The organism is Candidatus Dechloromonas phosphoritropha, assembly GCA_016722705.1.
Classification (GTDB): Bacteria; Pseudomonadota; Gammaproteobacteria; order Burkholderiales; family Rhodocyclaceae; genus Azonexus; species Azonexus phosphoritrophus.
Genome location: JADKGN010000004.1, coordinates 2,235,067 through 2,256,384 on the forward strand (window position 1 = coordinate 2,235,067; position 21,318 = coordinate 2,256,384).

Consider the following 21,318-nt stretch of genomic DNA (forward strand, 5'->3'; position numbering starts at 1 on the left):
AGGAAATGACCATGCGAACCATTGAAGCCGAAACCATCAACGAGGCGGCGCTGATAGCCCGCGACGATTCCGCACCCGTAGCGCCGACAGGAAACTATGAGCCGGTGCGCTTCAACGCCATGAAGCACGGGATTCTTTCGCGGCTGGTTGTCCTGGCCCACGAAGATCATGCCGAGTTTGCCGACCTGCTGGCGGCGCTGATCGACGAACACCGACCCGCGGGCATGACCGAGCGACACCTGATCGAAGAATTGGCGACGATCATCTGGCGCAAGCGCCGTGTATTGCTGGCGGAAGGCGCGAGGATCAACGAGGGATTGAAATGCGCGGTCAACAGTGCAAAGTCGGTGATTACCTCAGCCGCACCGTTTCAACGTGGCCTCGCGAGCGAGAATGCCGACCTGCGCGAATTCATGGACGACACACCGGAAGAGATAGCCGAGCGGCAGCGGGGCGCGGCGCTTGATCTGGCGGCAACCCGGAAGGCGGCGGCGATACTTCGCAAGGGCGGGCCGAATGCCTACACCCAAGCCCGGCGGGCGCTGATTCAAGAATCCCGCGATATGTGGGACGAGTCTGTAGACGAAGAGGAATACCCGGCGACCGCTGAAGGGCTGACTGAGTTTATCCGCGAGTCTCTGGAACCTATCTGTTTCCAGATAGCGCGGGAAGCCCAATTTACCCCGGCAATCAAGGCGCAAACCTTGGGCGAAAGCCTGCGAGCACACTTGCTGGAGCAGTTGAACCGCTACGAAACGCATTTGGATCGCAAGTTTGAACGCACTTTGGCCATGCTTTTGAAGCTGAAATCGCTTCGCGGCGGGTGAAATGTAATATCGCCAAATCGGGCGCAAAGCCCGTCAGGCTATGGCTTTCGGTTATTTTCGACGAAAACGATATTGCAAACTTGCCTGATGATTTAGGCAAATCTCGGAAGGATAAAATAATGGGCGGCTTTGGTAGCGGATGCGGGCAAGGCGGAAAGGACACGACAAGCGACATGCTGCGCCTCGATGTTCGATTGTTGCAGCGCAAGGAGTGGCTGATTCCCGGGAGGATGATAGATTTATCTTGGTCGAGCAGGGGCGCAACTACAGCGTCAATCAAAATGCGGACTGAGGCCGACCATGTGACGCTGATATATCGCACCCAGAGTAACGGCAGCGAATGGAAGCCGATGGAGTATCCGGTTTATCTGGAATGGACGGGATGCAACCTTGGGGGGCGGCGGGCGTGGTTTCTCTGTCCGGCGCAAGGATGTGGACGGCGCGTAGCAATTCTCTTCGGCGGTTCAATCTTCGCCTGTCGGCACTGTCATAAGCTGAATTACCAATGCCAGCGGGAACCCGGCCATGATCGAGCAGCGCGGCGGGCAGATCGAATCCGGGACAGGCTTGGGTGGGCGCCGGGCATGCTGAATGGCAACGGCAGGAAGCCCAAGGGGATGCACTGGCGCACCTTTCAACGACTACAGGCTGAACATAATGCCTTCGTTGCGGCATCGCTGGCCGGGATCGCGCAAAAGTTTGGGCTGGTGAATCGGCGGCTTGACGGCTTGGGGCTTGCTCTTGAAGACCTGACCGGGGGTGGCTGAATCTGTTTCGCAAAAATCGGTATCGGGCCAAGGAGTGTAATTCCATCCGTCATCGGTCAGCAGTCGGCCACAACCGGCCGTAGAAGGCTCTAAGGATTGAGCTTTACGAGCGGCAGGTAACTCATCAGAAACCTGCCGTTCGGGCCAGTAGTCGATCGGCCCGCACCTCGGCCTGAACGGACGTTGGAGAGCTGAGCCATCTACGTCCGCAATGAGCAGTCACCAGCCATAGGTCGAGAAGTCTGGGCGAACGGCAGCTTTCTCGCTCTAGAAACTCACCATGTCGACCCATTGTTGTCATTTCGGCAGGTACCTGCTGACCTGCAGGTAACAAAGTGCAACGGCCATTCCAGGCACCTGCGTACTGGCAGGTACGCGGCGTTATGCAATCCTTTCCATAAGGCCGATATCGTCATTAATGAACTTTGTCGCAAAATGCAAATATCGAATTCTTGGACGGTTGTTTCCGCCTCGCGAAGTAAAACCATTTTAAGGCTCTACTCCTCATTCGCCTGTATCTCCAGCCGCCGCATTTTTTCCCACAACGTCTTGCGCGAAATACCCAGTGCCTCGGCCGTATTCGTCATGTGCCAGCCGTGGCGCTCAAGTACCACCTGAAGATAGTCACGCTCGCAGGCCATCAGGTACTCGGCCAGCGAAGGCGAGATCGCATCGTCAAGCTTGCCGCCTTCCAGACTGTCACCAAAGAACGCTTCGGCACCCAGCAATGGCCCTGGTGAAAGGATGCAGGCACGCTCCACGGCATGCTTGAGTTCGCGGACATTGCCAGGCCAGAGATAGCTGGTTAGAACCTGCTCGGTTCGTGGGTCCAGGCGACGCAACTCCGCCGGGTTGGCTCGGTTAAATGTCTCGACGTAGTGCCGGACAAACCAGCGAATATCGTCGGGACGCTCCCGCAGCGGCGGAATGCGCAATTGAATGACATGGATTCGGTAATACAAATCTTCTCGAAACTGCCCGTGCTCAACCATCACCTTCAAGTCCTGATGAGTGGCGCAAACCAAACGGAAATTAACGGTGACGCTCACCTCTCCCCCGACCCTTATCAGGGCGCGCTCCTGCAAAACCCGTAGGAGCTTGGTCTGCATCAACAAAGGCATTTCGCCAATCTCGTCGAGGAACAGCGTGCCATTGTCTGCCAACTCGAAATATCCACGCTTGGTCTTTGCCGCTCCGGTAAAGGCGCCTTTCTCATATCCGAAGAGTTCGGATTCGAGCAGCGACTCTGGAATCGCCGCACAATTTACGGCGATGAATGGCGCGGTGATCCCCGCGGCATGTCGGTGAAACTCTTTTGCCACATGCTCCTTGCCCACACCGGACTCACCCGTGATCAGGAGTGCGGAAGCGTGACGCGCGAGGCGCGGCAGGGTTTCGGCGATGCGGCGCATAGCCGGCGAGACGCCCAGCGCATCGCCATCATTCGAGCCGAGAGCGCCATAACCCTGCGCCAGTCCGCGCACCTTGGCGACAAGCGCATCGGCGTCGAAAGGTTTGGTGATGTAGTCGGCGGCTCCCGCCTTGAGCAGCTCAACCGCCCGGTCGATGCTGCCGTAACCCGTCATGAACAAGAATGGTGGCAACCTGGGCAGGCGAGTGACTAGATCGAGAAAAAGGTCACTGCCATTGCGGTCAGGGAGGCGAATGTCACTTACAATAACCTGATATCGCCGATTTTCCAACGCAGTCGAAGCGTCACGGGCGTTACGCCACCAATCGACCTCGAATCCTTCCAGGGTAAATCGTTGGTTCAGCGACTCGCCCATGATCTCATCATCTTCGATCAGGCACAGGCGAGGAAGAATTTCAGATGGGTTGGCCATAGGGAATCACCATCTTGAAGGATGTGCTGTCCGGCAGGCTTTCGACGGTGATCTCTCCGTTGAGCTGCTGAACGATCTGGTAGACGATCCACAGGCCCAGTCCATGCCCCCCTTCGCTAGTAGTGGTTACGAAGGGCTCAAAGAGCGTATCCATGTGTTCCTGAGGAATAAAGGCGCCATCATTGTTGATTGCAATCAGCAGGTGGCCTTCACCCGCTGTTACGGCGAGAAGGACGACCCCCTTGTCGCCTGCTGCAGTTACTGCATTGAGCAGGAGGTTCAGCAGAATCTGGCGGATCAGAGTAGCCGGAAGGGGCACGGGTCCTTCCAACTGTGAGTCCACCCGAATGGCTGCGCCGCGCATGTGCGCCTCGGCATCGATGAGGATCAGCGCATCATCGATATCTTGTGGGGCAAAAGGTCGGTCCTTGGGTTTGGTCTCGACGAGCAGAGCGCCGACGGTCTGGCGAATCTGCATTAACCCGCGTTCCAGCAGCGACATGGTATCCATGGCCATGGAATCGCTTCCGCTGCCGTGTTTTCGATAGGTGTTAATGGCCGTCAGCATGCCCCCCAGCGGATTGTTGATTTCGTGGGCAATCCCGGCCGTTAGGCGCCCCAAGGCTGCCAGTCGTTCTGAGACGAGCATCTGACGCTCGATATCCTGCTTTTCCTTGAGTACGCCGACCATGCGCCGGAAAGCCATGCCCAGTTGGCCAATTTCGTCTCGACTGGTCGGCAGGCTGGCCAGATCGGCTTCTTCAACATCCTGGGGCACCCGACGCATGGCAGCGGCTAAGCGAAGCAGCGGTTCACCGGTTCGCGTCGCCCACACCCAGGATACCGGAAGAATAACTAGAAGAACCAGTAGGGTAACCAATGCTGCCCGAGCAACCAGCCCGAGGAAACGAGGCAGGAAGGAAATCTTGGAATAACCGAGGATAACGTGGCCAAGTGCGACACCGTCCGCCACCAGCGGCGACATTACAAAATAGACCGGGGAATCGCTGGGCTCCAGAACCCTCTGGTCACTCGGCTGGAGAGATGACAATCCAGCACGCAATTGAGCGTAGGCGCCACCATGCGCTGCTGGGCTGCTGCCGATGGGAAATTCTCGGGGCCGAGTCGATACGAAGACCCGATAGTCGGTATCCGTCACCAGCACAATCTCTGCCTGCAATTCAGGAGCTTCAGGGAAGCTCTCCCGGGCCGACTGAAGGATTTCGTAGGCACGCCAGATGTCATCGTGCAGCACTGGTGCGACCAGCGTGTTGGCCAGCACACGTCCGAGACTTTTGGCATGCCCTTCGAGATTTTGGCGCATCTCGTCATATTCCCAGACGACCAGCGCTGCCGTCACGGCAATGGCGGTGCCCAACACCGCAAACATCACGCGCAAAGGGATTTTCCAGCGTAGCGAGAGATCGGCGCGAAAGATCATCGCCGATTAACCGTGGCTGCCATCCGGGCGATCTCATCAAACAATGAAGGGTCTCCGGCGGTAAAGCCGTCCAGCCACAAACGGCCGAGCAGTTCACTTCCTCGTGGATCAGCCGACATGCCGATCAATACCGCACGAAACTGCTCAAGCTCTGCCAGGGGAATATCCTCCCTGGCAACAAATGGCGGGTAACCTAGCCAAGGTGAGCGCTCGATAATGCGAGTAGCCTGCGTCAATTCCGGACGCACTTGGGCCAAGGTTTCCCAGACGTAGCCGTCCACTGCCCCACCGTCCGCCAAGCCCACGCCGACTGCCTCGACCACCTTGCGATGGCTCCAGGTAAAGAAGGTTCGGGAGAAATAGGTGGACGGGTTTTCTCCGCGCGTGGTCAGCAGATACTGCGGGTAGATAAATCCGGAATTCGAATCCGGATCGGAATAGGCGAACACCTTTCCCCGCAGTTCCGCAATAGTGAGGGTTCTTTTATCGTATGCTGGTACCAGCAGATAGGACTGGTAGAGCGGTTGACCGCGCCAGAGAGGCACCCCTACCAACCGGAATTCTTGGCGGTGACGAACGTAGGGGTAGCCGCACAACCAGGCAAAATCGATTTTCCTTGTACTCAAGAGGTCAGTCACCTCCCGATAGCTACCTCTCTGCACGAAAACGACGGAACGCCCGAGTTTTTGTTCGAGCCAGTCGCGCCACTGCCCAAGAAAGCTGACCTGATCGTCAAGAAACACCGGAGTCAGGCCGATACGCAGAACACCCCCGCCATCAGCCTTTGCGCCTGCGAGGGGAAGCATGGCCAGCCCTCCCAGGCAACACAGAAAATGCCGCTTGGCAAGCGAAAGCAAAGACTGGGGCAAACTGACCATAAGGAATAATAAGCGGCAGCCGAGCCTTCTCGCCAGTCCTATTTGCGTGGTGTTACGCCCGCGTAGCACCTTGCGGTGCAACAAAAATACGCTGTGTTACGCCAACGTAACAACTGGGCTTCTCGACTTGACATGGAGTTGCACCCCAAATGCCTCTCGTACCATAGAAATCCGGTGATTCATCGACCCCATGGCCCGCTTGTTGCATTACATCCTCAGCATTCGTCGGGAAGGCAACGATATCGGTGCCAAAAAGAGCCAGCTTTTTTCCCGAGGACAGTTTATTGCATTCAGAGGAGGCAAGCAGATGAGTGAAGATGCAAAGGTTTCACCGACAGAAACCCGCAGTGTAGCCCGCAAGAAGCGCTATGCAATGGTGGTCGATATTCGCCGCTGCATTGGCTGCATGGCCTGCCAGGTCGCCTGCAAGGCGGAGTACGACACACCCTTGGGCGTGAACCGTACTTGGGTTCCCTACAAAGTGGTTGGAAAATATCCGAACGTCAAGAAGCAGTTCTTGCCACGGCTGTGCAACCACTGCGAAGACCCCCCATGCGTACGGAACTGCCCGGTCGAGGCGACGTTTGTGGTTGAGGATGGCGGATTCGTTCTGCAGCGCTATGAGCGTTGCATCGGCTGTCGTAGCTGCATGGCCGCTTGCCCGTACAACGCACGCTTCATGTTGCCATCGCACCGCACCTACACACCAATCACCAATGTCGTGGACAAGTGCACCTTCTGCTTCCACCGCGTCGCCCAGAATCTGGTGCCTGCCTGCGTCCAGACATGTATCGGCCGGTCACGGGTATTTGGTGACCTGAACGATCCGAACAGCGAAGTTTCTTACCTGGTGGCGACAAACGCGACTCAGGTGCTGCGCCCGGAACAAGGTACCAAGCCGCACGTCTTTTATATCGGGGCCGATCGCCACCAGACCGAGTTTGGTCGCGATGCCTACCAAAAGCCCGAAGTGATGGAGCTGGAACGTTCCGCCTTCAAGCGCAACTTCAAGATCTAAGGGGAGAATCATGGGTGATTACGTCTGGTTCCATGATGTGTCTTGGCATGCGAGTTATGCTGTCTACTTCTTTGTGATTGGCATACTCGCCGGCCTGTCTTTCATTTCCTACGGCTCATGGCGCACACCGGCGCTAAGGCCACTGCGGGAAAAAACAGCCTACGCTTCCTTCGTCCTGCTCGGCTTGGGCGGCATGCTGTTGATCGCCGACTTGTCGCAGCCGTTGCGCTTTCTCAACATCCTCAATCCAGCGTACCTGAACTTTACGTCGCCGCTGGCTTGGGGTGCGCTCAATATCGTTGCCTTCAGCATCGCCTCAATTGTTTATATCCTGGCGTTGCGCAAAGGGGATGAGAAGAACGGGGAACTGCTGGCCCTGATCACGGCCCTGCTCGCCCTGGGTCTGGCGATTTACACCGGCTTTGACCTGAGTGTCCACCAGTCTCGCCCGGTCTGGAATACGCCGATCATGCCGGTGCTATTCGTCGCCCTCGCCATCGCGTCCGGATCGGCGGTCGGTGCCCTGCTTGCCGCGGGCAACGCCGAAGCGCAAAAGGTCTTGCGCGAATACATGCTGTGGTCGGCCGGCGCCGTGGCCGTGATGCTGGTTTCGATCATGGGCACGACCAATTACGGCGGCTCGGCATCGGAACTGACCTTCATGATCATGACGACAGGCACGATGGGACTGCTTTTCATCGGCGTCGGCTTTCTCGGCGGTAGCGTCTTGCCAGCCTTGATGCTGTTTGCGCCAATCGGCAAGAGCCAGGGCGTGGCGCTTGTATCGGCCCTGCTCATCCTGGCCGGCAGCGCCGCGCTGCGCTATGTCCTGCTGATGGCCCCGCAACAACTGCAAGCCCTGTACTGATCCAGGTTACGAGGAGATAAAGAACATGGAAATCCCAAAAGTCACACGCCGCACCTTCCTCAAGGTCAGTGCCGGTACCGGCGCAGCGGCTGCCGCGGCACCCCGTCTGCTGACGGCGATGGAAAACGATCTCGGCGGCAAGGACTTCGGTCCGGTCAGCGGCGCGGAACGCAAGGCTATCCCGACCAACTGCCACGTTTGCAATATCCAGGACGGCGCCATTGCCTATATCGAGAACGATCGGGTAGTGAAGCTCGAGGGCAACCCAGAGCATGTCTCAACCCGCGGCCGCCTTTGCGCCAAGGGCAATTCCGGCATGTGGTACAGCTACGATCCGGATCGCATTCTCTACCCACTGAAACGGGTTGGCGCGCGTGGCGAAGGCAAGTGGAAACGTATCACCTGGGACGAGGCACTGGCCGAACTGACCGCCAAGCTCGATGCAGCACTCATGGAAGACCCGAACAGCATCATGATGAAATACGGTCGCAACCGGACTGGCGGCACCCTCGACCGTTTCATGCAAACACTCGGCTCGGCGACGGTGCTCAATCACACCTCGGTCTGTGAATCATCCAAAAAATGTGGCATGGAACCGACTTGGGGGCCGGACATCGAGACGCCGGATTTTGCCAACGCCAAGTACGTGCTGAATTTCGGCTCCAACGTTCTGGAGGCCTCCTACTTCCATAACCCGCTGTCGCAGCGGGTGACGGAAGGCCGGATCGACAACCAGATGAAGATCGTCACCTTCGATGTGCGCCTGTCCAATACAGCGGGCTTCTCGGACGAGTGGATTCCTGTCTTTCCGGCTACCGACGGCGCCGTCGCGCTGGCCATGGGCCACGTCATCCTGCGCGATGATCTGCAGGATTCGGACTTCATCGAGAACTGGACCAATGTCACGGTTAGCGAGTTGAAGGAGCATTACAAGCAATACACCCCGGAATGGGCTTCGAAAATTTCCGGTGTGCCGGTCGAGACCATCGAGCGCATTGCCCGCGAGTTCGCCACCACCAAGCCAGCGACACTATTTACCTATCGTGGTCCGGCCAAGCACCTGTACGGCTCATACAACGAGAAAGCCTGCATGATGCTGCCGATCATGACCGGCAATGTCGAGAAGAAAGGCGGATATTGCCTGCCACGCGGCATGGGTTGGCCACAACCGATGCCGGAACCGGGCAAGCCCGCCCACGATTCGGTCCTTGCCCATCCGCCGGAGTACCCCCTGGCGGCGCACAAGGTGAGCCATCTGGTCCCCTTCTGGATCACTGAAGGACGACAGAAGATCAACGTGGCCTTCACCTACCAGGACAACCCCGTTTATACCAACCCGGGGTCGATGGCAGTGTGGGGAAAGCTGTACAAGGACGAGAAGCTGATTCCGTACTTCGTTTCAATGAGTCCCTTCATGGGCGAGGAAACGGCGCTGGCCGACCTCATCCTGCCTGATTGCCCCTACCTGGAGCGCTGGGAACCGGAGTCGATGCCGAACTCCCTGTGGCCCTGGCTGGGCATCCGCCAACCGGTGCACAAATCGCTCGGCGAATCGCGCGAAAACCGTGTGCTGCTGCGTGACATCGTCTGGAAGCTTGATCCGGATGGCAAGCGCGGCATGAAGCAGTTCTGGGAGTTCAAAGACGGCGAAGACTATATGCGCCAACACTTCGACAACATTCCCGGCCTGAAGGAAGCTGGTGGCCTCGACTTCCTCAAGAAACACGGCGTCTGGCCCATCTACGGCCAGCTCAACCCGAAAACCGGCAAGGTGTCCGACAAGACCGGCCGCGAAATCAAGGCCGAGTACGGGCTCTACTTGAAGGAACTGTCAGTTGCCGACATGGCCGGGGCAACGGTCGACGCGAAGGGCATCGTCAGCAAGAACGGCAAGGCTATCGGCGTACGGCGCGGCGGCAAGAACTGTGTCGGCTTCCCGACCGGCAATCGTCTGATCAACGTTCGCGTCGATCAGTGGGCGGAGTATGGCTTCAACCCGATGCCGACCTTCAAGCGCATCCCGTGGCACGAAAGCATGAAGGAAGACGAATTGATCCTGTCCACCTTCAAGCTCAATGTGCACAAGCAGTCGCGCACCGCAGCCATCAAATGGCTTGCCGAAATTGCCCACAGCAATCCGGCATGGATGAATCCGGAAACCGCTGCGAAACTGGGAGTCAAAACTGGCGATCTGGTACGTGTTGAAAGTCCAGTCGGCCACCTGGTGACGAAGGCCTATGTCACGGAAGGTATCCATCCCAAGGTTGTATCCATCCCGACCGGCTTCGGCCACTGGGAATACGGCCGTCTGGCGACCCTGAGACTTAAGGATAATAAGGCAATCTATAGCAACGGTCAGGACGACCCTGACCTGAACAATGTCTGGTGGGACGACAAAGGTGTTCACCCGAACAATATCATCCCGGTAGTGGCCGACCCCATTGGTGGTTCCCAGGGTTGGTACGATACTGTGGTCAAGGTCACCAAGGCTGGTCCCAACGACAAATACGGTGATAGCCAGGGCGACTGGGACAAGCACCTTGCCGCTTACAAGGAAACGATGCGCTACGCCTATACCGGCGACCTGCACCGCAAGATGCACCCTGAAATGGCATCTTGGGCCGGGCCGGAAAGCGTCAAGCACAAGACCGGTGGTGGCCATTGATTGGGGTTCGGTTGTAGCAACGAGTTTCGGCCCGCCGGTAGCCCGGTGGGCCGTTTTTTCGGGAGTTGTAATGCTAGATAGCGTTTTTGCCATTGAGCGTGCTGACAAGGCCGCTGGAAACTCACCAGAAATCGACACTGCCGAGCTTCTGGAGGAATGTCTCGCCCGTGCCGACATCTATCGCATGCTGGCCGGTGTGTTCATCGAAGAACCCGGTCTGGCGTTTATCGCCGCCCTGCGCGAATCTGGTTCTCTCAGTCATCTGGCTCAAGCCGGCATTGCCTTTGACGCGGATTTTCTCGACGTCGATGAAGCGAGCCTCAGTGAAACCCTGGCCTGTGAATACGCCACTCTGTTCGCCTCGTCGGGTGGTTTCCCGCCCATCGAGTCCGTCCGCCTGATGGGGCGCTTCAAGCAGGAACCGCATTTCCAGGTTGAGCGTATTTATCGGGAGGCCGGGTTTTCCTTGTGCAAAGGGCGCTTCGAGGTTTTTGCCGACCAACTGGGTGTTGAATTGCTCTTTGTCGGCGAACTACTGAATCGCTGCGCCGCAGCGCTCGAGAGCGATCACATGAAGGAGTACAGGCGTCTTGAAAAGGACATAAAACGGTTCTGGACCCAGCATCTGGGCCTTTGGGCACGCGGCTACAGTCGCTTGATCGAACGGGCCGCCAATCACTCCTTTTACCGGGAAATGGCACGCTTCCTCGGCGGCTTCGCCCAAGAAGAAATTACTGCCATGAACCTCAAGAACCTGGACGATCTCGATATGGGCCGCGCCGTCGTCCCAAAGAGTGAGAGCAAGGTAGAGTTCAATCCTGACGAGCCGGTGTGCGGAGCCTGCCCCTCTGAAGAAGAGGAAGTCGGTGGCGCTAAAGTCCACACCTTGCATGACCTGCGTTTCTGAGGTATCACCATGCTGCTTGACCTGCACGCCCAGCCTATATTGCCCCCTGACCGCCAGGTACTCTCTGAGCTTGACTGGAGTGAAGTTGCCGCCATGTGGGATAGCAACCAGCTCGGCCAGCTGCACGACTGGCTCAATGAGCGCTGGTCACGCCTGATCCGCAACAGCGTCCTTGGCCAGAACGATCCGGAGGCCGAGTTCCTCCAGGCTATGGCCTTTGCCGTGCTGGCGCTCTTTTTCACCCAAAACCAGAACCAGGAAGGCGCGCTGTTGATGGCAGACGATGCTTTGGTTGCCCTGAACAAATACAGACCGAGCTACCTCGGCGTGGCCATCGACCCCATCGTCGGTATCCTTCAGGAATTACGCCCTTTGCTATGCGGACTTGCAGCTGATGATCCCTGCCCGCTGTATCCTTTTGCCTATCCGAAATTTCAATACTATCGTGCAGTGCCATGATCCCTCGTTTCTGTTGCCTCAGCGATGTCATTGATGAAAACATCGGTGAGCAGTTTGTCTTCGACGCGCCAGGACTAACTGACTTCAAGAATCGTGAAGCATCCGTTGTCTTGCCAGTAGGCAATGAAGAGCGTGCCGAAACCCTGCTGACTGCCGGTGCCAGCCGCGTGCTGGTCGGCGAGGCCGCGCTGTCCGATAGCAAGGTAATCAGTCGTCTGGCAGCCAAATTTGGTGCAGAACGCGTTGGCCTCTGTGTCCCAGTCCGCAAGCTTGCGGTCGACTGGTCATTCGAGACCGTTTCCAACGCCGATTTCAAGGTCGTAACTCCCTCGCTCTGCGAGCCAACCTGGGAAATCCTGCGCGCCGATGGGATAGGTACCGGTACCCATGTCGAATGGTGGATTGGTGAAATGTTGGCGCGAGGCGCACAGACCGTGCTCGTGCTGGCCGATATTCGTGACGACACCGATCTCAACCTTTGTGCCAGCCTTGTCGAGAAACTCGGTGAGCGGCTCTGGATCGCGCCGCTCTCAGACAGCGAACCGCCTCTGGCAGAGTGGATCGAGTTCGGTCAGGTGCGGCAGTTGGCGTTACCGACCAAGCTGTATCAGCGGCGCAAGGAATGGATACCGGATACCGATCCCGGACCTTTTTCCGAAGTGGTGATGGAGCCTCTATGAAACCCAAACATCTTGCCTTCGTGGTGGGCCTGCTCGCTTTCGACTTCGCCTCTGCCAGCGTATCCCTACTGGACGGCGAGAAACTGAGCAAGGCGCTGAAGGAAAGCCCACCGTGCTGCGTCATTGACGGACGTAGCCAAAGCCAGCGTACAAAGGTGCCGCTGAAGGATGCACTCCCCTACCGGGCAGGCCTTGAAATCAACCCCACGGCAACAGTTGTAGTGCTGGCCGATAACGACCAGGAGGCGCTGAGGATTGGCGGCCTGCTAGAGAAAAAACATCCCGGGAAAAATATTTTGGCAGTCAAGGGCGGGCTGACTAGCTGGAAGGCGGCGACGACCGTACCGGATAGCCTAAATGCGGCCGATGGCGCGCCCAAGGGCAGTTTTCAATTCGTCATTCCCCACAATACCTGTGAAGTTGGCACGCCCCTGCAAAAGCTGCAAAGCAATCCGAAATGAGCCTCGCCACCCCCAGTTTTCGCGCCAGCAACTGTACACGCTTCCGATTTCGTTACAGCGAGTGCAGCCGTTGTGCCGATGCCTGTCCACATGAGGCGATTACCCTGTCTGACGAGGGTGCTGCGGTCGACGCCGGAAAATGCCAGAATTGTGGCCTGTGTGTCAGCGCCTGCCATACTGGGTCCTGGTCGAGTGCCAGCTTCAAACTGATTGATCTGCTTCGCCAGGCTATCCGCCAGCCAAGCTGGAGCATCGCCTGCGCCCCTTCGGGTGCCAAGGCGGATGCCATCGTTCCCTGTCTTGGCGCCGTCGATGGCATTGCCCTGGCCTATCTGGCCAAACGTTGCATTCCAGTCACCTTGCTGGGCAACTGGCACTGTACCGAATGCCCTCATGGGAAAACCGGTGCGCCGCAACTTGCCATCCATCAGGACGCGCTGGCCATGCTGCATCAGGGCGCGCAAGCCGGCCTCGGCGATGGCGAACCACTCGAAAACTGGGTGATGCCGGTGCTGGCCCCGAATCCACGGCCCGGCGCAGCAGGTGGCGAGGCCAAGCAGGAAAATGCGTTTGCGCCGGCGCGCCGCCAGTTGTTCCGGCGCCTGATCGGGCGCGGCATCGACGAGGTCGTTCTCGCCGAAACACCACGGGAAGCCGCTCCTATTCCGGAAAAAGCAATCCGGCCAGGGCCCTACGCCTTGTCCGAACGGCGCGAGTTGCTGCAGATCGTCTGCCAACGCAAGGACGAACACCCATTCCCAGTCACGCTCCATGAGGGTCTGCCGCTCATGCAACTGAGCCTGCATCCCGGCTGCACCGTCTGCGAAGCCTGTTTCCGGGTCTGCCCGACCGCCGCCTTGCAGATTGATGAAAACCCAGATGCCTGGGCGCTGACCTTTCGTCAGGATCGCTGCGTCGCCTGCATGGCCTGCCTCGAAGTCTGCCAGCCCCGGGTGCTCGATGCCGAGGCCAGCTTCGACGCCCGTCCCGAGCAAGCCAACCGCGTCCTGCTCAGCCTCAACAAACAACGCTGCCAGCGTTGCGACCGCCATTTCGTTTCGCCATCGCCGGAGCAAACCTGCCCGATCTGCCGCGATGACGAAGATGCCTTTGCAGCCATTTTTGGCTGATTTTCAGGAGACAAAACATGCAATGGGAGTTCTCAACCGAAGATGTTGTCAAGGCCAGGGCCGATTACGGCCTTGAGGAATTCCGTCGCGATCTGGCGGAAGAAGTGCGCATGAATCTCGGTGTCGCCGATGAAGTCCAGCAATTGCGCAGCTTCAACCTGATCTACGATATGTGCTACGCCTTGGCGACCAGCAAGGATTTCGAAGATTTTCTGACGGCTTATGCCTTCGATCCGCCGACCATCGAATTCCTCCGCGAAGTCGAACCGCTGATGGCCGACAACGTCGCCATGCTCGGTGCCATCCTGCAACGCCTGATCATGGACCGGGTGGAAGCGGGAATGGCGCTGGAATCGGCTGTTCAAGGCGCTGCACTCTGGCATTCCAGCCTGGTCGCCAATAACCCCTCTGGCGCCAGCATGTGAAGATCTCTGGCGAAAATCGCTGGCCGACTTTTTGCGTAGCTATCACGGTTCAAACTTTTCTGGCCAAGCCATGACCCTGCAACACAGCGAGCTATCTGACCGTTTCGGGCGACGCATCGAATACTTGCGACTCTCGGTCACCGACCGTTGCGACATGCGCTGCGCCTACTGCATGCCGCAGGAATTTGACTCTTACGAGGAGCCCTCGCATTGGCTCAACTTTGACGAGATTGAACGAATTCTTCGCATCTTTGCCCGGCGCGGCCTGCGCCGGGTTCGCCTGACTGGCGGCGAACCACTGCTGCGCAACCGTCTGACCGACCGCAGCCGTCGCATCAAGGCCATCCCGGGCATCGATGACCTTTCCCTCAGCACTAACGGCACACAACTAGCCAAACATGCCGCAGCCTTGAAAGCCGCGGGCATTGATCGCCTCAATATCAGCCTGGACAGCTTGCGGCCGGAACGCTTTGCCGCCATCACCCACCGCGACGTGCTGCCCGATGTCTTGCACGGACTGGCGGTAGCCCGAGCCGCCGGCTTCGCCCCGCTCAAGATCAACATGGTCTGGCTGGCCGGGACCAATGACGAATAACTGGAAGCAATGATCGATTTTTGTCGCCAGGGTGGCTTCATTCTCCGGCTTATCGAAACCATGCCCATGGGCTAGACCCGGCGCAATGCCAGCTTTGCCAGCCTACAGCCGTTGATCGAGTCCTTGAAAAAAGCTTCGGCCTGATCAATGGCCTGATTCCCGGGGGGGGCCCGGCGCGTTACCTAGTCAGCCCGCACGAGAATTTCAGCGTCGGATTCATCACACCGCTGTCACAGCATTTTTGCGAGACCTGCAACCGTGTCCGCTTGACAGTCGATGGCGCCCTCCACCTCTGTCTCGGTCAGGAAGACCGTCTGGATCTGCGCGGCATGCTGCGGGGCGGCGCCAGTGATGCTGACCTCGATCAAGCCCTGACGTTGGCACTGCTCAACAAACCTGAGCGCCATGAATTCAACGAGCGCCCGGAAAAAACTGTACGCTTTATGTCGATGACTGGCGGCTGATTACTCAGCGACTTGGCCGGAGATACTTACTTCAAGCCCCATTTTTTTCATCTCTTCCCATAGGTTTTTGCGGGAAATGCCGAGTCCAGCCGCCGTATCGGCAATGCGGCCACCGTTTTGGACCGGCATGTTGGCAATATAAGTTCGCTCGCCGGCGCGTATGGTGGCTTCTGCGGGCCTCGATGCTTCCGCCTAGGGGTCGATTGTTCGCGTTCGTCAAAACGAAAGCTGACGTTCAGCGCGATATTATGCTGAGAGGCAGGTAACCGGGGTATTGCTGACCGTGACGATCCAGCATCCGAATGGGCGGAATGGCCGATCAAGAGTCACCCGCCTGAAATCTTTGAGAGGCGGCTTTGTGTTCAGTAAGCAGCCAAATAGCTTTCTAATGTCATGAGACGGCTGAGGGTCGATTCTTGCCGGTCAGTCCCGATCTGAACTGACACCCTTTGTCAGATGAAGTCCGGATTTCTACATCTGAGCGGTCATCGTGTTCTCCCTGAACTCAATGCATTATTCGGCGGCCCAAAGCTGGTCGACTTCCTGCTCGGCCTCAAATAGGGCAAACGACCTCAGATCAACAATGCCTCGTCGGTGGCGACCCGGATGGTGCGCGAACCAATATTCACCGTATGCACACCATCCAGAAACGCCTTGCCGCGAACCGATTCACCATCGACTGCCGTACCCGTGACACTGCCCAGATCATAAATCCAGACATCGTCGGGAAGGTTGACGATTACCGCATGCCGGCGGCTGATGCCGTTTTGGTTGAACGGGATGTGGTTTGTGTCGAGCCGACCGAACGTGATCAGTGGTGTCTGAAACGAGTAAACATAGCCGTCACCACAGTCAAAAAACATCGTTTGGGGCTTCCGACGTTTCTCGCTTGGGTCAAAGCGGTAATCCTGAAAGAGTAATTTTGACTTGAGCGATGGGGGGCCGTCTTTGTGCCAACTCTTCGGGCGTTCCGTGGCAATCTCAAAGTTCAGGCGCGCAAAGGGATTGGTCAGAGAACTCTTGTCGTAATTTTCCAGAAAGTCGCGCGAATACTCACCCGAAAGCAGACGGCACAAAAAACGATTGTTCTCAAAACAGTTATTGGCAGCGCCCTGTGCCATCACGGTTTCGGCCAGATGCTCGCCAATTTCGTAGCGCTCGGTCTGATAGAAACATTGCAATAGAAGATTGCACGCTTCGAAGTCGACGGCTTCGCGTTGCAGATGGTCGGTCAGCATCGAAATCGCTTGGGCGTGGTTCCCTTCTTCGAGTGCGATCCAGCCGAGTTCCTTTTGCAAGGCAACGCGGGGGCTGATCCGCACCGCTTCGGAGAAATATGTCTTGGCATGTGCCGTGCGCCGCAGCATCAATTCCAGGCGGCCGGCTACGACAAGCGCCGAAACACAGTCCGGCGCGACAGGTAGAGCTTGGTCGACACATTTTTTGGCCGTGACCCACTTCTTTCGCGAAAGCAGGGTACGCGCCTTCTCCGCCAGGCTATGCGCCTTGATCCGGTTGCCGTCGATAATATAGGGTACATGGCGCGATTCGATGGCCTCGGCAAAATCAGTCATCGATTGGAATCGTTGCTCGGGCGTCGGATGGGTGGCTTTTAGCAGTAGTTCTTGAATCCAGCGGTCGAGGGTCGTCGGGATAAATTCGTGCTGTATTTTCGCCCGCAACAGTTCGTTGTCAGGAATCGTGCGCAACGGATTGCAGCCAAGCAATAGCTCCAGCAACGTAACACCGAGGGCATAGATGTCGATACGCACGTCGTCGCTGGCGGCTTCACCAAGGGAAAGTTCAGGCGCCATGTAGGCGCGCGTGCCCCAGTTCCTGTTCGCCACGCCGAAATCGGCGACCTTCAAGCGCCCGTCGTCCGTCAGCAGCAGGTTTTGCGGCTTGATGTCGTGGTGAACGATGCCATGCCGATGAACGGCGGCCAGCGTGTCGGCTAACGTCTTTGCCCAAGCGAACACCCTGACGGAATCGAGCGGTCGACCGCACATAGCGTCTGCCAGATTACCGCCCGCGCAATGCTCCATCACCAGATAGAGATTTTCCTCGTCCGCGAAGTGGTGGAGAAACTTGACGACATGCGGATGATCGAGCGCGGAAAGGTGCTGCATTTCCTCAATCAGCATTGAAGGATTGCTGATCGCCTCGTTCCTGAGTTGCTTGACGGCCACATAGCGACCGGCGATCAGCACATCCTCCGCCAGCCAGACCCGCCCGAAGCCACCTTCGCCAAGTGTGCGAACAAGCCGATACGTGTTATCGAGCGGAAAGATAGATAGCTGCATGGATCGGCTAGCCCTCGTCACCGGCTGGGCCGTCGTAGTGAACGACGCCCGTCCGGCTGTCTATCACAATCACGCGACTGCTGCGAAGCATAAGTCCATCCTTCCCATCACCCCATGGTGCTTGAACGTACCAGCACGGTTCGGGCGGGTTGGTGTAGATGCGGAAGTTGCTTGGCTTCTTGCCGTGGCAGGTCAAGGTCCCCGCAACCACGGGTTGCGCGAGAGTCCGTGACGCGATTTCCAGCGCCGCGCTCTGAGTGATTTGCGGAAACAGATAGACCCGCGATTGTTTTGTCCGATTCATTATTTCGCGTTTGGAAGCCACTGGCTCAGTAATCGATCATCCTACACTGGTCACGGTGAACGGTCATTGACGGTGGGCCTGGTAGCGATTTATGCAGGGGTGTCTGAATCTGTTTCGTAAAATCGATAAGTCAGCGTGACAGACGCACGGGATTCCATTCAGTCAATAAATTTCCGTGGGATTGGTTGGGCGGCAGGGTATGGGCTTACTTGAAAAGCGTCACACAACCTACAATGACGGACAAATCAAAGGGAGGAAGCCCCCATGCCGGAACTCAGTTTCAAGGGCAAGGAGTTTGTCTATAACCACCACCTCGCCGTACCGCATCGGCCGCTGGTGCCAGACCCCGATAAATCGGTAGGCGAAGCACGGCCGGATGGCAATCTGATCATCCACGGCGACAACCTGCACGCGCTGAAATCGCTGCTGCCGATGTATGCGGGCAAAGTGGATTGTGTTTTCATCGACCCACCTTACAACACGGGAAACGAGGGCTGGTGCTACAACGACAATGTGAATAGCCCAATGATGCAGCAGTGGCTTTCAGAAAATCCTGTCGGTATCGAGGATGGCCTGCGGCACGACAAATGGTGCGCCATGATGTGGCCTCGCTTGCGGCTATTGCATGAACTGCTTGGGGAAGGCGGAAGCATCTGGATCACGCTTGACGACAACGAGGTGCATCAGGCGAGAGCAATGCTCGATGCCATCTTTGGAATACAGAACTTCATTGCCTGCTGCATCTGGCACAAGATGGACAGCCCAAAGAATACGGCTGAGCATTTCAGTGTGGATCATGATTATGTCTTGGTTTATGCAAAAAATGCAGCGCTATGGAGCATGAATCTGTTGCCGCGAACAGACGAGATGCTTGCTCGATACAAGAATCCCGACAATGACCCCCGTGGCCCGTGGCTTCTTACCCCGGATGTTTCATAAACCCGCCGCGCGATGTCAATGTCGTGCCATTCCAGCCGTGATGCGAGTCAGCTTGCTGCGAATTTTGCTGCCAACCCGCCACGATCGGCCAAATACCCCAACTTTTGGGCATCACACCCTGCCGCCATCGATCCCTGGACAGAGCGCTGGCGAGACCTGACCTCCGCTCAAGCGGATTCGAGTCGGTAGCATGAGACGGCGTCGCCGAGTCGATCAGGCCGGTGCCGGCGGGCGCGGGACGAGGTAAAGCAACTCGGTCACCCGCGCCAGCACCCCTTCATCGGACACGACGTAGGCAAGGACAGCTTGATCCGATCCTTGTACTGCACCACGCGCACCGCCAACTTAAAGAGTTTCAGGATAATCGACAGCGGTTGCGCCTTGGCCAGTTCCGTATGCACCAGCGTGTTCTCGCGCAAGCCGTGAATCAACCCATACGCCGCACACGAATAGAACAGCCGCAGGTGATTGGCGAGGAAGGCATGATCGGAGGTCCGGTCACTGGCCAAGTCGTTCTTCACCGCCTTGATGAAGTTCTCGTCCTGCCCTCGAGCACAGTACAGCTCTTTGTAAAGCACATCAGGCGTCGGGTCGGACAGCGAGGTCACCACGTACCGCGGGTTGTCACCCAAGGCCATCACCTCGGCCTTGACCACCACGCGGTAAGCCTTGGGCCACGAGCCCGCCTGATACTCGATATCGTCGTACAGTCGTGTCGCCGCAGGCTCGGCGTTCCCCAGGCGCTGGGCGTTGGCGCTGTGTGTCTGGTGCAGCGCACGGGCTTTCTTCAGCAGCGGCTCGGCCTTGGGCGAGAGCACCTGGTTGCCGGCCAGGCCGAAGAGGAAGTCCAGATGCGGATCGGACGCGCACAAGGCCATCAGTTCGGGATTCGAGAAGTGGCCATCCCCGCGCAGAATGATGTGGGTCTCGGGCCAAGCCTGGCGGAGCAAGCGCAGCACGCGCTTGATGATGGCCGCGTTCTCCTTGCCAGTCGGGCGTTTGCCCGGACGCAGGACGGCAGTAATGAACTTCCCGGAAAGTCCTTCGAAGAGAAACAGCGGCAGGTAGCAGTGATTCCCGTAGTGGGGGTTATAGAACGCCAGTTCCTGCTGCCCGTGAGTGGCATCCTCCGAGTGATCCATATCGAGCACGATCACGGCAGGCGCTTGGGCGTAGCTGGCGATGAAGGCGTCGACGAAGCTTTTGGCCAGGCGGTAAATGTCTTTGCGCGATACGCTGTTTTCGAGCCGGGAGAGCGTGGGGCCGGAGGCCAGGTCATTTCCCTCGTCCAGCGGGGCACGACCGACCGCCAGTTTGAACAGCGGATCGCGCCGCAGCGTGTTGGCGTCATTACCGTCGGCGTAACCGCTGGCGGTCTGGAATATCCGCTGGCGGAGCAGGTCGGCCAGGGGATGGTCAATGTACGAGGCGTGGCGTTTGTCGTGAATCGCGCTGACCAGGCGGGGAATCAGGCCGATTTGCAGGTCGATGCCACGCAACAGGAGTGCGCCAAAGTCGGAGGACATCGCCCCGCCGTCAAACTCTGCCCGGATCGTAAATCCGGCGCTGGCGGGAAAGCGAAGCTGGGTTGGGATAGAATAGTCCATAGGCGGTCTCGTTTAGGCTTCTTACAAAGCGTTATTGGCGTAACCCCAATTATATCAATGGGTTAAACGAGATTCGCCTGCTTTTATGAAAAATTCGGGTTAGTGATTTGGCAGCGAGAAACTATTACGCACAGGGCCAGTACCCTATTGCCACGAAGAACGGCAAAGTCATCAAAGGGCCGCCAGCGGGAAGCTACTGGCGGGTAAGCAAAGATAAGTTCGTTGAGTTTGATCGGGATAATCGAATTTGGTGGGGCGAGTCAGGAGACAACAGACCTGGCATTAAGCGATTTTTGTCTGAAGTCAAAGATGGGGTTGTTGCCCAGACAATCTGGCGGTGGCAAGACGTTGGTAGCACAAGAAACTCAAAGCAAGCATTGTCTGCAATCTTGGGCGCGAACAAAGGGGAGGACATATTCATTACCCCGAAGCCGGTGGAGCTTATCGCTAGGATATTGACCCTAGCGACAACAGAACACTCAATAGTTCTTGATTCGTTTGCTGGTTCAGGTACCACGGGACATGCAGTTCTCGCGACCAACAAAGAGGATGGCGGCGACCGCAAATTCATTTTGGTGGAGTGCGAAAAATACGCTGACGACCTCACTGCCGAGCGAGTCCGCCGCGTCATAAATGGGTACAGCTTCCAAGGCAGACAACGTGAAGAACTGTTGAAACAGTCCCTCACGTTCAGCGACCTGAAAAAAGCCGACAAACTGCTGGCGCAGATTGCCAG

17 protein-coding genes and 3 pseudogenes are annotated in these 21,318 nt (G+C 57.5%); 14 read left to right on the forward strand and 6 right to left on the reverse strand.

Features of this window, described 5'->3' with window-relative positions:
- The first annotated feature begins 50 nt into the window (after window positions 1-50).
- Entirely contained in the window at window positions 51-827 is a 777-nt protein-coding gene (locus tag IPP03_16535) for a hypothetical protein (protein ID MBL0354175.1), read from the forward strand.
- Window positions 828-946: 119 nt separating this feature from the next.
- Window positions 947-1,594 (forward strand): hypothetical protein, encoded by a 648-nt coding sequence (locus IPP03_16540; GenBank protein MBL0354176.1) that lies wholly within the window; start codon window positions 947-949, stop codon window positions 1,592-1,594.
- Window positions 1,595-2,091: 497 nt separating this feature from the next.
- Here the strand turns inward: IPP03_16540 and IPP03_16545 are convergent, their stop codons facing one another.
- The 3 genes from IPP03_16545 to IPP03_16555 are packed head-to-tail and all read right to left on the reverse strand — an operon-like array spanning window position 2,092 to window position 5,757.
- Window positions 2,092-3,438 carry a sigma-54-dependent Fis family transcriptional regulator gene (locus tag IPP03_16545; protein ID MBL0354177.1) on the reverse strand — a complete coding sequence of 449 codons (1,347 nt, stop codon included), beginning with the start codon at window positions 3,436-3,438 and terminating at the stop codon, window positions 2,092-2,094.
- The gene (locus IPP03_16550; GenBank protein MBL0354178.1) at window positions 3,422-4,879 is read right to left on the reverse strand and encodes a HAMP domain-containing protein; all 1,458 of its coding nucleotides are present in this window, start codon (window positions 4,877-4,879) and stop codon (window positions 3,422-3,424) included. The genes IPP03_16545 and IPP03_16550 overlap by 17 nt, the downstream gene beginning before the upstream one ends.
- Window positions 4,876-5,757, reverse strand: coding sequence for a PhnD/SsuA/transferrin family substrate-binding protein (locus IPP03_16555; protein MBL0354179.1), 882 nt, complete (start codon window positions 5,755-5,757; stop codon window positions 4,876-4,878). Before IPP03_16555 ends, IPP03_16550 begins: the two co-directional genes overlap by 4 nt.
- Window positions 5,758-6,064: 307 nt before the next feature.
- Between IPP03_16555 and IPP03_16560 the strand changes: the two genes are divergently transcribed.
- The 10 genes and pseudogenes from IPP03_16560 (at window position 6,065) to moaA (ending at window position 15,429) form a co-directional block, all read left to right on the forward strand.
- Window positions 6,065-6,775, forward strand: coding sequence for a 4Fe-4S dicluster domain-containing protein (locus IPP03_16560; GenBank protein MBL0354180.1), 711 nt, complete (start codon window positions 6,065-6,067; stop codon window positions 6,773-6,775).
- Between the two features lie 10 nt (window positions 6,776-6,785).
- Entirely contained in the window at window positions 6,786-7,643 is an 858-nt protein-coding gene (gene nrfD / locus IPP03_16565; protein MBL0354181.1) for a polysulfide reductase NrfD, read from the forward strand.
- A 25-nt stretch (window positions 7,644-7,668) separates the two neighbouring features.
- Entirely contained in the window at window positions 7,669-10,308 is a 2,640-nt protein-coding gene (locus IPP03_16570; GenBank protein MBL0354182.1) for a molybdopterin-dependent oxidoreductase, read from the forward strand.
- Window positions 10,309-10,378: 70 nt separating this feature from the next.
- Window positions 10,379-11,215: a molecular chaperone TorD family protein gene (locus IPP03_16575; GenBank protein MBL0354183.1), complete on the forward strand. Its 837-nt coding sequence runs from the start codon at window positions 10,379-10,381 to the stop codon at window positions 11,213-11,215.
- Between the two features lie 9 nt (window positions 11,216-11,224).
- A complete protein-coding gene (locus IPP03_16580) occupies window positions 11,225-11,674 on the forward strand; it encodes a DUF309 domain-containing protein (protein ID MBL0354184.1) in 450 nt (149 codons plus the stop codon).
- Window positions 11,671-12,354 (forward strand): hypothetical protein, encoded by a 684-nt coding sequence (locus IPP03_16585; GenBank protein ID MBL0354185.1) that lies wholly within the window; start codon window positions 11,671-11,673, stop codon window positions 12,352-12,354. Before IPP03_16580 ends, IPP03_16585 begins: the two co-directional genes overlap by 4 nt.
- Complete coding sequence (locus tag IPP03_16590; GenBank protein ID MBL0354186.1) at window positions 12,351-12,815, forward strand: hypothetical protein; 465 nt, start codon at window positions 12,351-12,353, stop codon at window positions 12,813-12,815. Before IPP03_16585 ends, IPP03_16590 begins: the two co-directional genes overlap by 4 nt.
- Complete coding sequence (locus tag IPP03_16595; protein MBL0354187.1) at window positions 12,812-13,945, forward strand: 4Fe-4S dicluster domain-containing protein; 1,134 nt, start codon at window positions 12,812-12,814, stop codon at window positions 13,943-13,945. The genes IPP03_16590 and IPP03_16595 overlap by 4 nt, the downstream gene beginning before the upstream one ends.
- A 17-nt stretch (window positions 13,946-13,962) precedes the next feature.
- The gene (locus IPP03_16600; GenBank protein MBL0354188.1) at window positions 13,963-14,370 is read left to right on the forward strand and encodes a hypothetical protein; all 408 of its coding nucleotides are present in this window, start codon (window positions 13,963-13,965) and stop codon (window positions 14,368-14,370) included.
- Window positions 14,371-14,440: 70 nt separating this feature from the next.
- Window positions 14,441-15,429 (forward strand): annotated as a pseudogene (moaA, locus tag IPP03_16605) (GTP 3',8-cyclase MoaA).
- On the opposite strand, the gene IPP03_16610 reads toward moaA, so the two are convergent.
- Window positions 15,430-15,558 (reverse strand): hypothetical protein, encoded by a 129-nt coding sequence (locus IPP03_16610; GenBank protein MBL0354189.1) that lies wholly within the window; start codon window positions 15,556-15,558, stop codon window positions 15,430-15,432.
- Window positions 15,559-16,001: 443 nt separating this feature from the next.
- Entirely contained in the window at window positions 16,002-17,732 is a 1,731-nt protein-coding gene (locus IPP03_16615; GenBank protein ID MBL0354190.1) for a protein kinase, read from the reverse strand.
- Between the two features lie 568 nt (window positions 17,733-18,300).
- On the opposite strand from IPP03_16615, the gene IPP03_16620 reads away from it, so the two are divergent.
- Window positions 18,301-18,975 carry a site-specific DNA-methyltransferase gene (locus IPP03_16620; protein MBL0354191.1) on the forward strand — a complete coding sequence of 225 codons (675 nt, stop codon included), beginning with the start codon at window positions 18,301-18,303 and terminating at the stop codon, window positions 18,973-18,975.
- A 213-nt stretch (window positions 18,976-19,188) separates the two neighbouring features.
- Here the strand turns inward: IPP03_16620 and IPP03_16625 are convergent.
- A pseudogene (locus tag IPP03_16625) lies at window positions 19,189-20,582 on the reverse strand (IS1380 family transposase).
- 92 nt (window positions 20,583-20,674) lie between these two features.
- Here IPP03_16625 and IPP03_16630 point away from each other — a divergent pair.
- A pseudogene (locus tag IPP03_16630) lies at window positions 20,675-21,223 on the forward strand (site-specific DNA-methyltransferase).
- The last annotated feature ends 95 nt before the right edge of the window (window positions 21,224-21,318 follow it).